Below are 13,617 nucleotides of genomic sequence, written 5' to 3'. Positions count from 1 at the left end.
AAAGGGATTGCCGCTACGTTTTACAGATTTATGCTGCGAGCAAAATACCCGCGGCAGTTTCCTTCAAGTTTGCGCCAGCGCCAAACCAAGCGGAATTTAGTCGGTTATCTTGATCTTTCGCGCGGATATGAAAGTCGGCATATTCCGTTACCGCATTGAGCAAGCCCCATGCTGTACCTTTAACACCATCCATTTGAGCACCTTTTGCGCCGCCATTGAATAAGTCAAGAATCAGCTTGTAGCCTCGAGACTCTACCGGCTCTTTAGAAGACTTTGCCATCAACGCCATCACAATGCCCTTAGCCTGATCTTGCGATACAGCGGTATTGACTAAGGATTTCATCTTGGCCATAAAATCCTGATAGACCACGTTGGCATTTAAACCCAGCTGACCTTTAACGGTTAGTGGATTAAAAGTGCTGTTGTGGCGAACCTTGACCTGCCCAACTGAATCTTGCCCAAGTGACATCTGCAGCGTGTTATTACACACCACGCGCACTGATGTGAATTGTGCTGTAGTAGCCAAACCACCATCGCATGAAGTCACCAACAGCAAGTAGGTTTTAAAAAAATCACCATCGACAATCTCACCATCTAGATTAGTCTTTGCTAATGCCCAAATACGACGACCGCCCTTTAATGAGCCAGCAGTTTCGATAGTAAAACCATCTTGACTGACCAAATCACGGAAGAACTCGAGCACCTCTTTTGGTTGGACCACCTTGTAGTTTTGACCAACTACGGACAAAGCCGCATTCGAGTCAGAGCGGTAAAGGACGTTAAAGTCATCGTAGTTATGCATTGAACCATTCATAAACTGAACGACTGAACGATTGATGTCCCAATCTAGCCCAGCTAACTTGCGCCAAGTTTCGATATCTGCGCCCTCTGGAACGTTTTGACCGAGGCCATGCCAAGGTTTTTCATTGCCAGCGAATGCCATTTCTGCAAATCCGGTTTGACGGATTGATATTTCATGTGCCATTTACATCTCCTGTTCATACCTCAATTGAGGCGATTAAAAAGGAGCAAGCTAGAAGCTTTCTAATAAGCCATAATGAGGCTCATTAGAAAGCCCCCGAGGGGCTTTCTATACTTATACGATTATTAAAACAATCCGGGCGGGCCTTTTTTAACCACTTTCAATTCAAATACAATTAAATTGCGCTCGATAGCGTTTTTATTTCAGCATCAGATAAAACCAACTTATCCCCATGAGAATAAAAATACGCATTCGAAATTTCTTCGCCATCTTCAAAATAATGGACCTCGAAGAATTCTCCGCTCCCAACATTAATTGTCTTTACTATTTTTGATGTTGTTCCATAAACTTCAAGTTCACTTTTCCGCGCATCCTCAAGAAATGAATTTAGGCGGCGCAATGGCTTGCCCATCATTTTCTGTCCCATACAAAACTCCTTTTAATTGCCAAATTAATGGCTGTTAGAAAGGGCTTCTAAGATGTTTTTTAATAAAGTGAACCCACCCTATTAAAAAACCCCCGAGAGGGTTAAAAGTTGTGAACTTTTTATGCTGATAAAGCCAAGCCAATTACCGCGGCACCAACTATTGCATTGTTGCCTCCAACAGCCTCAGATAGAGCATTCAAACTATTAATAAATGCACAACCGCTGCCATGTTGTTTTCTTGGATTTACTTTGATTGCTTCTGGAATTAAGACTTGAAACGTCTCATACGCAATTGGAAGCGACTTGTCATCGCCCCTCGCGTTTGCCGTTTTTGATGCCAGAGCGATAGCCTGGTCAAGCTGAAGCAAACTGAAGTATTGAGACTTTCCTATGTTGGGATTGTAATGATGGCTGCAACTCAACGATGTGCCTCCGTGATTGCGGCCCATCCCAAACGTAATAACATAATAACGGGGTTCGCCAGCCCGCTCGTAGTAAACCCCATCAATAATAAGATGCTTCGCTGCTGCGGCTCTGATGCCTTTAATGCGCTCCTTTTTGGATTCGCTGCAATTGTATGATCCATAGTAGCCAAAAGATTGATTTATTGCCGACGCATGATTGTCGTTTAGGTCAAATTGCTCCGGCAGATTTTCATAACTACTCTTGGTCCATAGTTTTCCGCCCCACCAGCGATACGAAATTGGCTTTGCTTGATCCCAGCAACGATTTTTAATGATAGCCACCGGGGCATCTTTTTTAGACACAATTGGAATGCTTACCGTCGCTCTGCCGTCTTCAAATCGAACGGGGCGCGCATGCCTGCAACGCTTTGGAATAATATTTTCCGTATAGGAAAACAATACTTCAATTTTCTTTGATTTCATTTATTGACTCTCTTTCTACCGGATAACCGGCGGTTAATAAGAGAAGAAGCTTATTGATAGGCTTGCATAAGCACATCAAAAAGCCCCCTAAGGAGCCCAAAAAGTATTTATTACTTTTTTATTGTTCTGCGTATATAGGTCCGCCCCAAGAATCTTCAGCCGTTTTTCTAGCTATCTGGGTTGGAACCCCAACATCTTCAATTAGCTTTGTATGCGCAGCTAGCATTATGTTGACGGCTCGTGCTATTACAGTTTTGAGCTTGTTGTCTGGGTAATACGGCACTTCATCGTCCCAGCCCTCAACAGGTTCATAATCTTTACTGTAGATGCCCAAGCCATCCTTCATGTGATCTAACCTACAAATTATCGTTAGTTCGCCATCTTGAATAGTTGGCGTGATCGCATATACATAGGCATCTGAAAATACTCTCACCAATTCAAATGAAATATACGGCGCACCTTTTTTTGTATATTTTTCAATATATGATGCTTCGTTAAAAACATCCAAAGCATTGCCAGTCATACCCATTAATATGTCCCGAAATTCAAAACGAAAGGTATCTGCATCATCATCGGTTTTGCACTTTTTAACCATAGCTAGCAATTGCTTGATCGTTGTATTTCCTGAAATATTCATCATTTTCCTTTTCTTCCGCCTTAAGCGAATGTTTTAAAGGGGTTTGAACTTTCTTATGGACTCAACAAACCCATAAGAAAGCCCAAAACGGGCCTTCTACATTAAATTACTGCAAGCAATAAGGACTCTTCGTCCCCATGAATCTGCTTGCTGAAATCTTTAATGGTTTTTTCAATGCTCTCAAGTGTTTGCGTCAACGCAAATATTTTGCCTCGATATGTCATGCGGCGTAAGGTGCTGGCGACATCCATGGTGGAGTCAACCAGAGATCCATCGGCAACTCGATAAACCGCATAGATATTCCCGCCGGCACCGGTTGCTTTCTCGGCAATCGAGACATACACATTGCTGCCCTTGGGGAATTTTTGTTGTAATTCTTTCACGATACTTCCTTTTAATGTTGATAGTGATGAACGCGCCTTGCAACCGACTCTTTAGTGCAGATTGCTGTAATGAGCGAGACCAATACTTGTTTACGAATTTTTAGCTTTGAAGATTCGCAGCAATAATCAATCAAATTGCCATTGCCATCCGTAACAAACATCCCATAAACAAATGGAATGAAGCCCTCAGGATTCTGGAATTGATAAATTCGTGCCTCCGAATCCATAAATGCTGGATTTGCATAGATATTACGAATGAGAAAATTTTTGTACTTGAAGTGCAAAAGCGCCTCATGAATAGCTTTTTTCTGCAATGTTCCTGGCGCGTGCTTAAGCTTAAATCCATTTGAATCGACGGTTTGATTAAAAGCCGGAATCACCTTCATGATCTCGCATGGAGAGATCACTTCCTCTCCCACATAAACTGTTTGAAGTTTTTTTTCAAATGATTTATTGGGCAATGTTGGGCAACTAATTTGCATATTCGACCTTTCATGCCAAAAAGATGGCTTATTAGAAATCGGTCTAATTGCTATTTCACTCCATTTACTTTACTGATAATGAAATTTTGAAATATTTCAAATACTTAGTAATTTTTAAATAATATGGACTTGCATTACAGTTTTGATGAGTTATTTTGGTTGGTATGTCTATTGTTAAAATACACCTCACACAAGAGCAAGAAGCTATCGTTGGCTCCCCTCTCTCGGGGATCACGAAAGTTATTGCTAGAGCTGGCACCGGAAAAACGAGCACTTTAAATGCCCTTTCCCGTGCAAATCTCGATAAACGTGGGCTTTATATTGCGTTTAATAAGGCAATTCAAATGGAGGCGCAATCTAAGTTTCCGCCAACCGTCAAATGCAGCACAGCACATGCCCTTGCCTTCTCTGCATTTGGCAGAAAATATTCTAAAAAATTGTGTGCTGGATTACGTCTAAACGATGTGATTTCGTATTTGGGGATGGATTACGACTACCCATTAGCCAAGGACATCGTTGATGCTGTTAATGGCTACTGCACTTCAGATTTAGGCGCGTTTCCCATTAAAAACCCAATAGCACCAGATAGAATGATTATGGGCGATGCAAATCGCATGGAACTAATTGGATACCAATCAAAAAAATTATGGGATATGATGTGCGACCCGTTCTCTCCCGTGGGAATGACGCATGATGGGTATTTAAAGCTCTACCAGCTATCATGCCCGCTGCTTCCGTATGACTTCATCATGTTAGATGAGGCCCAGGACACCAACCCAGTAACAGCTGCCATTGTTTTTGCTCAAAAGTGCCCCGTGATTTTGGTTGGAGACCCCTACCAAGCAATCTATGGGTTTAGGGGCGCGCAAGACGCGATGGAGCCCATTACGGCAAAACAAGAGTTTTATCTAACAAATAGCTTTCGATTTGGTCCAAGAATTGCTGAAATAGCATCACAATTACTAACAACCTTTTATAACGAATCCCACTTAGTATTTGGTAAAGGGTTTGATTCCACGGTTGGGAAAATCGATTTAGACGAGCGTAAATCAGTGCTTTGTCGCACCAACTCTGAAATATTCTCAAGAGCCGTGGGTTGCCTGCACTCAAACCTCTCAATGGGATTTATTGGCGGGGTAAACAGCTACGCTTTTGATAAGATTAATGATGCATACCTGTTATATGCCAATGAGAAGTCCTCCATTCGAGATAGCTTTATCCGTGGCTTTATGGATTTTGATGAATTCCTAAAATACTCCGAAGACGCGGGTGATCTTGAGTGCAAGATGCTTGGAAAGGTTGTTTTGCAGTATTCGCACGCAATTCCAGATTTAATTACAGAAATCAAATCGAAAGCCTTGCCAAATTATGTTGAAGCGGAGCAGATATTATCAACGGCACATAAATGCAAAGGGCTAGATTTACCAAGAGTGGAAATTGCTGGAGACTTTTGGAGCACGATGAACGCCGAAGGCCCAATACCTCATGCCGACCGTGTTTACGAGGAAATTAACCTCACTTATGTTGCTGTAACTCGAGCGGTTGAGCGATTGCAACTTAATTCCGATCTCACCACCTTTTTGCGGTTTCATGGAATTGGCTAATTCTGAGACAACCCAGCACCATGCTATCGAAGATTATGGGACATGGCAGCATCTTTATTATTTGCCAGCCCTGCACCGTGATTTAAGCTCCCCCATCGCAGATTTAAGCACAATTCTGCCGATTCACCACGAGTCCCGAATATTTATTCAGGCTGAGATTGTTGGCAAACAAGGCTTTGATCGAAGTAAATTGCCAACCAATGCAATAGCACCAGCAAAATTAGTGCTCGATCTTTCCGATGGAAAAACAAGAATTGCATGCACCATTTTTGGGGGCACCTTTGAGTGGAAGGATTGTTTTATTGGACAAACAATCTCAGCGCTCGTTACCGTAAATTGTTGGCGTGGGTCAATTACGCTTGTCGGGCCGGAAATAACCCATATACAAAAATTGCCTAGGGCCGAATACAAAGGCATCCCAGGAAAGCTATCGGGGGGAACGGTAAGTGCGCAGGTACATGAGGCCCTTAAGAATAAGAGCGCTTACGACCTTGCGGCAACAAGCCTGCACACCGGTCATCAGAAGTTGTGCGAGCAATTCAAAATGGACCTAGCCCGGTGCCGTCAATTGTTCGTAGATCTACACACGCCCAAAACAATTTCGGCCGGTAATGACGCTATTCGACTAGCAAAAAGACTTAGCGCAAGTGAAATTAGGTTGCGTGCACGAATCCATCATCAAGCCGGTCGAAGTGGATTCCATGTTAACGGGCTCCTTCAGGCTATCGACACCCTAAAGACCACTCAGATAGAAACATTAAGCGATGGGCAGTCCGGTAGCATCGCTACAATTTGTAATGCTCTTTCCGGAGAAAGTTCGGCGCGCATACTGTTGAATGGCGACGTTGGCAGCGGTAAAACACTTGTATTTCTATTAACAGCCGCAGCTGTAGCGCAATTTGACGGACGTATAGCCATTCTGGCCCCAACGGAACTATTGGCCAGACAACTGCATCGCCAAGCAACCACCCGCTTCCCAGATTTAAGTGTCGGCCTCTTTTGCGGCCCAAAGTCACCCACCTCAGATTTTCAAGTTTGGATTGGAACGACAGCTCTATTTTCTCCCGCCAAAAAACAGAAGGTTGAATTTGATCTCGTCATCGTAGATGAGCAGCACCGCTTTTCAATTGAACAGCGCATGCGCCTAGTATCGCCCAAGACCCACCTAATTGAGGCGTCGGCAACGCCGATTCCAAGATCCCTGGCAGTAGCTTTTTTTGATGGCTGCACGATTGCCAATCTAACCGGCCCAACCATCAAAAAAGAGATTAAAAGCTATCTTCTTGGCGGAAATGACCGGAAATTTATCAATAAGCTGCATGAAGGGTGCCTGTCCGCAAAAAAGAAGATTGTTTACCTTTATGCTGCTGTAAACGAGAAAAGCAATTCAGCTAACGAAGCTTTTAAAAGGCTTTCAGAGAAGTTTCCAGGACAAGTGTCACTAGCGCATGGGCAAATGGGACCAGGCGAAATGGCGGCATCAATTCAGCGATTTGCCGATGGTATTACACCAATTTTAGTGGCATCAACAGTGATTGAGGTTGGCATCGATGTGCCGGATGTGGCCGTTATGGTGGTAAATGATCCAGATAGATTTGGTGTGGCCCAACTTCACCAATTGCGCGGGCGCCTGGTGCGTAACGGCGGTCACGGGTACTTTGTAATGTACACAGACAAGGATCTGGGTATTGATACCCTTAATCGCCTTGAGTCCGTGCGCGATATTAAAGATGGCTTTGAGTTGGCCGAGAAGGATTTGATGCAACGTGGTTTTGGGGAGGTTGCAGGTGAAATGCAATCTGGAAGTGCGCAAACATTATTCAAGCTAGCTAAGTTAGCGCCATCAGACTTTTTTGACTAATCTGACAAAAACTTAAAGAGCCCATCAAATAGCGACTTTTCAGAAAAATCTTTTATAAGATTTCATTCAAAATTAAACTGGTCCCATTCCAGGGGGTGCTTTTAGTTTTTTACAATAAAAACTAAAAGCGTAAGCTTAAATTACAACCTATCTAACCTTGCAACTTTCTCAGAATTTTACCCTCGAGGGTTAACTTTTTAAAATCATGATTTCTTTTTAATCAATCACTTATGGAGGCGATCAGTGACCACTAGTGATTACATGGTTGAGGATAAATTGGACTTGCATTTCAACAATCTGCTATTAAATTGAGATAATGGCAATTCAAAAAAATCTCTTTGAACAGAAAATTGAAGTAGACGAACGTCTTATGCAATTTTTGATTGCCTGCAGGAGAGAGTTTGGCAGCAAGGTCAGATCAACCCGTGGGATAAACGCATTATTTTCACAGTCCAAAATCAAGCCCACCCTGCTGGAAACAAAAAAAATGCATGCTGTATTTGTAAGTGATACTTCATTGATGGCGCTGTCTGATGCAGATCGTGAAAAGATCTATGCATCCGTACCATCAAACAGTAGGCGCTTTACAACATATGCGCACACCTTTTGTAAATTGGCGGCAGATGCGGGGTTTTATGTGAACCGCTCTCAAGCCCAGGAATTAAGTGATCGATGGAACATTATTATCCGTGGTGGCACCAGAACGCATCGCAATGACAAGCAGTACACGGGGGAAGATAAATTTCCAAAAGTGATCGAAAAGGCAACCTACAAAAAATCTGCCAGCACTAAACTGAATCCAAACGCGAATTTTTTAGCCGACATCCTCTCGGATCATTTTTCAGTTTCCAAGACAAATCTGGTAAATGCAGCTCTCGTCTTTATGGCTAGAGAGGTTCGCTTTGGTCGAGGTGACGATATTTTGGATGCGCTTGAGTTTCAACTGCCGCACGTCAGGGCACTAGCCTCTACATTAAGCTGCCGAGAGCGCCACGTTGACAAGCGTGAAATGAAGGATAAGCTGATGAAGTTCATTACAAATTATGATTTATAGGGGGGTACTTATGTTTACAAAAATTTTGCAGTCATCTAAAGCGCTATGGGTTTATGCGATCCTGCTTTTTATTGCTTTTGCTGGGCAATACTTGCCGCTTAAACAATCAATTCATGACTTTGCTATGGGGGCCTTGATTATTTTGGCGTTACCCATGGTATTGCTTGTAACCCCTTTGCTTAAGGCAATGCTTGCGGGTGGAGTCAAAGGCTACCAAAACAACCAGGCATGGCGCAGTCGAACATAGGCCCGCCGCCAATTATTAATAAAGCCCTTAGATTCTCACCTAAGGGCTTTATTTTTGAGCGGCGCGTTTTACTTGACGTGCTTTTTGCCGCCGCAATTTTGCAGCGCAGCTTTTGCATCAGAAAGCTCTTGCTCTTTCTCGGCAAATACGCCTTCTGCAGCCTTAAACTTTTCAGTAAATTCAGCATTCTCCGTGGTTAATGTGGCAATTTTTGCCGCACTAGCAGCGCTTAGCGCCTCAGCAGCAGTCACCCGAGTGCTGAGCTCTTTATTTGTCGAAAGCTCTGAATTGTAGGCAATTGCCAAACCGCCAGCCAAGGCCACGGACAGCAAGAGCGACAAATTTTGACGAGAAAGTTTGATGGGTGTAAGTTTCAAGGGATGGTTCCTTATAGAAGTTTTTGGATTTTTAAAAATTGCAGATTCACGCATCCATTGAACCAATCTTTTTGAGGCGCTCAATTTCAAATACTACAAAATATTTTTTCTAATAAAAAATCCCGCAAACCCATAAGGGCCGCGGGATAGTTATTTACTTGATTACAATTACTTGTTCGTACTGTGGTACACCATTGGTTTCATAGCCCCTTGGAATGGAGGCATTTTCAAGCCGCAACGAATCATCGCCCAACTGCAAAACTAGCTCTTGATTGCGTTGATAGAGATTTAGCCAAACATTGTCCCCAATTGAGATGTGGGCGCATGGTAAATCGTCATCAGACCCTGGCAGACGATTAATTTCAAGAAATATCGTGAAATTATCATCAACATTACCACCCAAAGGGGCAATTCCAACGTCTAATTGACCTGTAACTCGATTATCAATCACATCCATCTCGAACTGCGCCGACGATTCTTCACTATGCCTGTTGTAGCGCTTGGAATCCCAGTACTCAACAACAATCGAAGATTTGGGGAGCACATTTGCATTTCCCTGTGTAGGACCGTCTTCGCTAGCCCCATCGCCCTGAAAAGCTGCTTGCCCCTGAGCTACAAAACCTAACGCTAGCTCATAATTAACACCTTGCGACCGACTTAGCAATTCATACAAAGAGGCAAAATGCTCGCTGATTTCAGGCCTTGAATCAATTGCGACGTCCGCTTGGTTGGGAACGTGATTGAAAAAGATCCGCTCTATCGCACCGATTTGTACATCATCATACAAAGGCGCTCTGATACGGAACTTATCCATCAGATCTTCGTAATTACTATAGAAGCAAAATGCGTCATCAGGCTGCCCAAATGAATCAACCGTATGGTTTTCTTCATCAAACCCTCCAAAACTGACCAAGCGATAAGTGGGCTCCTCGTCTGGGTAATTCAACATAACCCCCGCACTGGTTAATTCCACGGCGACCCACTGGGCATCGTAAGCCGTTGAATGTGGCAGTACGCGTGATTCTTTTTCTTCTTCGGTAAAAAAGGTGATATTGCCATCATTCGTAACCCAACCATCGGCATTAGACCAATAGCCCGCACCACTAACTGCAGCTTCATTTGGCGAGAAAATGACGTAATAGACCGGCGCTAGGTCAGAATCTTGATCTATTGATCGCTCCCTAATCTTTGATGCTTGCGCCAAGTCCGCACCATTCGCAGACTGCCTGAATAACTCTTCAAACGCTAAAAAAAGACGTTTGGCATTATTTAAATCAGAGGCATAATAAAGTGCTGCTAACTTGGCACCAAAGCCGCCGCGGCCCTCTAAAATCTTTGCTGACGCATGGCCAACCCAATACCAATTTTCTTCTAATTCATTCATAAAACTCCCTTTCAATGCCAAATTAATGGCTGTTAATGAAGGGATTGAAACTTTCCTATGGGCTTATCAAAACCCATAGGAAAGCCCCAAAGGACTTTCCACTGCTTACGCCAACACTAAATCTTCCTGTTGGTTTAAGGCTGGTGCGCTAAACTGTAATTCATTAGCCTCCAATTCAGATAAGTCGGAAATGAGTTTGGCGCGATTAACCTCATCCACGGAGATAACAAAAGTTCCCTCCTGGCCATTGTTAAATGCGTTTGCTAAATTCATACTGTGATTGCTTTTCCATTTATCAACCAGATTTTGCTTATAGGTAATTGATAATTTCGTGTCGCCTGGTAGTCTCTTAACGCCTTTAATGTACGCCTTATATTGACGTATAAAGTGCTCAGCGCAACCAGGAAACTCTTCCTCAAGTCCCGCAAGGTCATCAGAAATAAAATATTGAAGATACTGGTAATCTGATGAATAGCGCTTAATCAACTTACCATCTTCCAACACTAACCTGGCTTTAAAGTAACCACCAACACCATCATCAATATCAAAAAATTCAATCTTAGGAATATCTGGTTTTTTGCTTAATGGTGCCGGAATCTTTAAATCAAACTTCCGATTTGCGGAAATGTGTGAGCTATGCGGATAAAGATCTCTCAAAATATGCCACGCACCTAGATTGGTTGACGAGCCAGATCCATAGAGCGTTAGCAATACATTTAAATCGTCTTTCATATTCAATGGAATCGATTTTCCTGCCAATAAATCATCGGCAATCCAATCAAATCGCGCATCTCTTAAAAGTTTGATGGCTTTTGCCTCATTTGACCACTGCCCACCGATATCTTTTTCAATTGGAGCTGTCCAGCTTGTCCCAATGTAGAGATTTACCAGCGCTGGCTCTTCGTGGTTTTTATCTAGATCAGCATTTGCAATTGCATCGCGCCAACCCTTGATGTAACCTTCCGAGCCAATCCATCCAGATCGCCCTTGAAGCATCCCGCCATCGGTAGCCGAGGCGTATCTAAACACATGCCGCATTACGTCTTGATACGTCCCGAATGCAACCACACTCCATTTTGGTGTGTGTGGATAGCAGTTCTTTTCGTATGTTTGTTCTTCAAGAATGAAGACTGGAATACCTTCATTGCTCAAATACGCATGAGCCTTTTTTCCTACAGTGACTGTTGCACCCATAATTACTCTCCCGTTTCATGCCAAAAAAATGGCGGTTAATAAGGGAGGGCCAGATCTGGCTTTCTGATGCGCCCCACTAAAGATGCATGAGAAAGCCCCGAAGGGCTGTTCTTATTTCGATGTTTTTGCGACGATTCTATCTGTCGTGCTAACCAATAGGATCCACAAAGCTATTGCCGGAGCAAAAAAGCCTCGTGGCGTTTCTTTGGCGCCCTTAATAAAACCCTCAATAAACTCATTCATTTGATTAATTCCTTGCCTGCTTTATAGGTTGAATAGATTGTCCACCACGCTATGAATACAATATCGCTTAAAAATAGCACATTTTCAAGCAATTTTAGCCCAAGAACAAAAAAATCATTTTTGAAATATTCTCCCGCAAAATCCACCAGAATATGCAAAAAACCGCCAAAAACAAAAAGCGCCACCGCCATCAATGCTCCAATGACTAAATGCCCAAAAAACTCACCAAATATTTTTCTATTTTTCTGAAATTTTGTTAATGCCATATACCTCCCTTTCATGCCAAAAAATTGGCTTATTTAAAGGGGTTTGCGGCTTTCTAATGAGGACGAAGACATCTCCATTAGAAAGCCCCGAAGGGCTTTCTAAACCTACTTCCTATAGTGTTCGCGATACTGCTCAAGTAGCTTGATCTTCTCGTTAATTTCATCAATGTTATGAGGATCAAAACCAATAACCACTTCGCTTGGCTCTTGCGTTCTTGGTTGATAACCGGATACGTCTTCGGCCACTGAAATAGCAGATCTAGCGACACCACGCATCCATGGTGAGGCATCATCTCGGTTTTCAGCGGCTATCAATTTAAGGGCGGATAGCATATTCTGGCTAGATGCTAACAAAGTTGCCGCAGCATAGTCTGCCTGATCATCTCCGCTTTCGCAGACATCCGCCAGAACTTGTCCTGGAACTGGTTTTATCATCCAATTGCCAGCGTTGGCCCTAAAGACACTCATAACATTGTTTTGATTTCCGAGTTGTTCTTGCTTGAAATAATCCGCAATACTCTCTTTGAAAACTAAAACCTCTCTACGGTCAAGCAACTTAAATAACATCTTAGGGCTATCAGGCATAGAAAATTTTGCCCCTTTGAGATCATCAATACTAAGCAGCACATCTTTGCGAGAGATAACGTCCGTTGCATCAATCTTGCGCTCATTAGGCTTAAATTTAAAACTCAGCGGACAATCATTTTGCCATTCTCCGCAGCTCCCGCAATAGGCATCATTAATGCGTTGGTCATAGCTTACCTCCGGAGAGAGGCAATACTTACAACGTGCATGACCATCAACCACATACGTATTAACGGTTAATTCCATGCTGCTTCCATCTTGAGTTAAGTAATTGTTCATTTGCATTCCTTTCCAGTGCCAATAAATTGGCTGTTTATGAAAGGGGTGACGCTTTCATATGGATTCTTGAAAACCCATATGAAAGCCCCGAAGGGCTTTCAAAAATACCTAAGATAATTCAGGTAATTCGGCGTTCAATTTTTCAATTGGCACCATCACCTTAAACCACATCTGCTCAGCACCATCATCGCCGCGATCATATCCAGTAGCAACGAATTGCTCGTTTGTAACCACAAAACCATGAAATGCGGCCAAAGCCTCACCCTTCATAGTGTCGGCAACATAACCTGGGCAACCATAGCGATCAGATCTAGGGTAATAACCAACAAGCTCCGTACACACACCATGTTTACGAATCGCGTCCATTAGCTCGCCGCTAATTTCGGCATCCGATTCAGCCTCAGAAAGATCGATCTCGCCCTCAAGACTTGCCAAAAAGTAAGGATCCTCTTCATTGGGTGATACATAAATCCAAATGGGTTTATAAGATTCGTCAGGCTCTTCATCGGCAACCGTGATTTCGTCGATATCCATTTGTAACGCACCAAACTTTTTAAGAGTCTTCTTCAACTCAATAGCGTCAAAAGTGCAAAATGGCCGCACAATCCCACTAAAAAATATCTTCTTCATTATCTCCCTTTCAATACCTCATTTGAGGTTGTCATTAAAGGGTTATCGATGCTTTCTCATGCCCACTTCATAGATGGTCATGAGAAAGCCCCGAA

Annotated in this window: 16 protein-coding genes; 4 read left to right on the top strand and 12 right to left on the bottom strand. The window is 43.1% G+C overall.

Annotated elements, in window-relative coordinates:
* Positions 1-28: 28 nt before the first annotated feature.
* From ICN48_RS06250 to ICN48_RS06225, 6 genes are all read right to left on the bottom strand, one after another.
* The gene (locus ICN48_RS06250; RefSeq protein WP_255539493.1) at positions 29-985 is read right to left on the bottom strand and encodes a DUF932 domain-containing protein; all 957 of its coding nucleotides are present in this window, start codon (positions 983-985) and stop codon (positions 29-31) included.
* Positions 986-1,157: 172 nt separating this feature from the next.
* Positions 1,158-1,409: a hypothetical protein gene (locus tag ICN48_RS06245; protein WP_216152837.1), complete on the bottom strand. Its 252-nt coding sequence runs from the start codon at positions 1,407-1,409 to the stop codon at positions 1,158-1,160.
* 119 nt (positions 1,410-1,528) lie between these two features.
* On the bottom strand, positions 1,529-2,296 hold the full coding sequence (locus tag ICN48_RS06240; protein WP_216152836.1) for a hypothetical protein: 768 nt from the start codon (positions 2,294-2,296) through the stop codon (positions 1,529-1,531).
* 118 nt (positions 2,297-2,414) lie between these two features.
* Complete coding sequence (locus ICN48_RS06235) at positions 2,415-2,936, bottom strand: hypothetical protein (RefSeq protein WP_216152835.1); 522 nt, start codon at positions 2,934-2,936, stop codon at positions 2,415-2,417.
* A 98-nt stretch (positions 2,937-3,034) separates the two neighbouring features.
* Entirely contained in the window at positions 3,035-3,316 is a 282-nt protein-coding gene (locus ICN48_RS06230) for a hypothetical protein (RefSeq protein ID WP_216152834.1), read from the bottom strand.
* Between the two features lie 11 nt (positions 3,317-3,327).
* Complete coding sequence (locus ICN48_RS06225; RefSeq protein WP_216152833.1) at positions 3,328-3,798, bottom strand: hypothetical protein; 471 nt, start codon at positions 3,796-3,798, stop codon at positions 3,328-3,330.
* Between the two features lie 164 nt (positions 3,799-3,962).
* On the opposite strand from ICN48_RS06225, the gene ICN48_RS06220 reads away from it, so the two are divergent.
* The 4 genes from ICN48_RS06220 to ICN48_RS06205 all read left to right on the top strand — a co-directional run bounded on the left by ICN48_RS06220 (position 3,963) and on the right by ICN48_RS06205 (position 8,564).
* A complete protein-coding gene (locus ICN48_RS06220) occupies positions 3,963-5,402 on the top strand; it encodes a UvrD-helicase domain-containing protein (RefSeq protein ID WP_216152832.1) in 1,440 nt (479 codons plus the stop codon).
* Positions 5,389-7,263 carry a helicase-related protein gene (locus ICN48_RS06215; protein ID WP_216152831.1) on the top strand — a complete coding sequence of 625 codons (1,875 nt, stop codon included), beginning with the start codon at positions 5,389-5,391 and terminating at the stop codon, positions 7,261-7,263. The genes ICN48_RS06220 and ICN48_RS06215 overlap by 14 nt, the downstream gene beginning before the upstream one ends.
* 316 nt (positions 7,264-7,579) lie before the next feature.
* The gene (locus tag ICN48_RS06210; protein ID WP_216152830.1) at positions 7,580-8,317 is read left to right on the top strand and encodes a hypothetical protein; all 738 of its coding nucleotides are present in this window, start codon (positions 7,580-7,582) and stop codon (positions 8,315-8,317) included.
* 10 nt (positions 8,318-8,327) lie between these two features.
* Complete coding sequence (locus ICN48_RS06205) at positions 8,328-8,564, top strand: hypothetical protein (protein WP_216152829.1); 237 nt, start codon at positions 8,328-8,330, stop codon at positions 8,562-8,564.
* A 68-nt stretch (positions 8,565-8,632) separates the two neighbouring features.
* On the opposite strand, the gene ICN48_RS06200 is transcribed toward ICN48_RS06205, so the two are convergent.
* The 6 genes from ICN48_RS06200 to ICN48_RS06175 form a co-directional block, all read right to left on the bottom strand.
* Positions 8,633-8,941, bottom strand: a complete 309-nt coding sequence (locus tag ICN48_RS06200) for a hypothetical protein (protein ID WP_216152828.1) — start codon at positions 8,939-8,941, stop codon at positions 8,633-8,635.
* Positions 8,942-9,095: 154 nt separating this feature from the next.
* The gene (locus tag ICN48_RS06195; RefSeq protein ID WP_216152827.1) at positions 9,096-10,325 is read right to left on the bottom strand and encodes a hypothetical protein; all 1,230 of its coding nucleotides are present in this window, start codon (positions 10,323-10,325) and stop codon (positions 9,096-9,098) included.
* Between the two features lie 105 nt (positions 10,326-10,430).
* Complete coding sequence (locus ICN48_RS06190) at positions 10,431-11,519, bottom strand: hypothetical protein (RefSeq protein ID WP_216152826.1); 1,089 nt, start codon at positions 11,517-11,519, stop codon at positions 10,431-10,433.
* A gap of 239 nt (positions 11,520-11,758) precedes the next feature.
* A complete protein-coding gene (locus ICN48_RS06185; protein WP_216152825.1) occupies positions 11,759-12,028 on the bottom strand; it encodes a hypothetical protein in 270 nt (89 codons plus the stop codon).
* A 105-nt stretch (positions 12,029-12,133) separates the two neighbouring features.
* Positions 12,134-12,892, bottom strand: a complete 759-nt coding sequence (locus ICN48_RS06180) for a hypothetical protein (RefSeq protein ID WP_216152824.1) — start codon at positions 12,890-12,892, stop codon at positions 12,134-12,136.
* A gap of 108 nt (positions 12,893-13,000) precedes the next feature.
* Entirely contained in the window at positions 13,001-13,522 is a 522-nt protein-coding gene (locus ICN48_RS06175) for a hypothetical protein (protein ID WP_216152823.1), read from the bottom strand.
* Positions 13,523-13,617 lie beyond the last annotated feature (95 nt).

Origin of the sequence: Polynucleobacter sp. JS-Safj-400b-B2, assembly GCF_018881975.1 — a bacterium.
GTDB lineage: Bacteria > Pseudomonadota > Gammaproteobacteria > Burkholderiales > Burkholderiaceae > Polynucleobacter.
Note: the sequence above shows the minus strand (reverse complement) of the source record. Positions and strands in the feature narration are given on the sequence as shown.

What these genes read in the sequence shown, in the direction of transcription:
- ICN48_RS06175 (WP_216152823.1), bottom strand. Translation starts at nt 13,522, where the DNA reads ATGAAGAAGATATTTTTTAGTGGGATTGTGCGGCCATTTTGCACTTTT.
- ICN48_RS06180 (WP_216152824.1), bottom strand. Translation starts at nt 12,892, where the DNA reads ATGAACAATTACTTAACTCAAGATGGAAGCAGCATGGAATTAACCGTT.
- ICN48_RS06225 (WP_216152833.1), bottom strand. Translation starts at nt 3,798, where the DNA reads ATGCAAATTAGTTGCCCAACATTGCCCAATAAATCATTTGAAAAAAAA.
- ICN48_RS06235 (WP_216152835.1), bottom strand. Translation starts at nt 2,936, where the DNA reads ATGATGAATATTTCAGGAAATACAACGATCAAGCAATTGCTAGCTATG.
- ICN48_RS06245 (WP_216152837.1), bottom strand. Translation starts at nt 1,409, where the DNA reads ATGGGACAGAAAATGATGGGCAAGCCATTGCGCCGCCTAAATTCATTT.
- ICN48_RS06185 (WP_216152825.1), bottom strand. Translation starts at nt 12,028, where the DNA reads ATGGCATTAACAAAATTTCAGAAAAATAGAAAAATATTTGGTGAGTTT.
- ICN48_RS06195 (WP_216152827.1), bottom strand. Translation starts at nt 10,325, where the DNA reads ATGAATGAATTAGAAGAAAATTGGTATTGGGTTGGCCATGCGTCAGCA.
- ICN48_RS06220 (WP_216152832.1), top strand. Translation starts at nt 3,963, where the DNA reads ATGTCTATTGTTAAAATACACCTCACACAAGAGCAAGAAGCTATCGTT.
- ICN48_RS06190 (WP_216152826.1), bottom strand. Translation starts at nt 11,519, where the DNA reads ATGGGTGCAACAGTCACTGTAGGAAAAAAGGCTCATGCGTATTTGAGC.
- ICN48_RS06205 (WP_216152829.1), top strand. Translation starts at nt 8,328, where the DNA reads ATGTTTACAAAAATTTTGCAGTCATCTAAAGCGCTATGGGTTTATGCG.
- ICN48_RS06240 (WP_216152836.1), bottom strand. Translation starts at nt 2,296, where the DNA reads ATGAAATCAAAGAAAATTGAAGTATTGTTTTCCTATACGGAAAATATT.
- ICN48_RS06210 (WP_216152830.1), top strand. Translation starts at nt 7,580, where the DNA reads ATGGCAATTCAAAAAAATCTCTTTGAACAGAAAATTGAAGTAGACGAA.
- ICN48_RS06250 (WP_255539493.1), bottom strand. Translation starts at nt 985, where the DNA reads ATGGCACATGAAATATCAATCCGTCAAACCGGATTTGCAGAAATGGCA.
- ICN48_RS06215 (WP_216152831.1), top strand. Translation starts at nt 5,389, where the DNA reads ATGGAATTGGCTAATTCTGAGACAACCCAGCACCATGCTATCGAAGAT.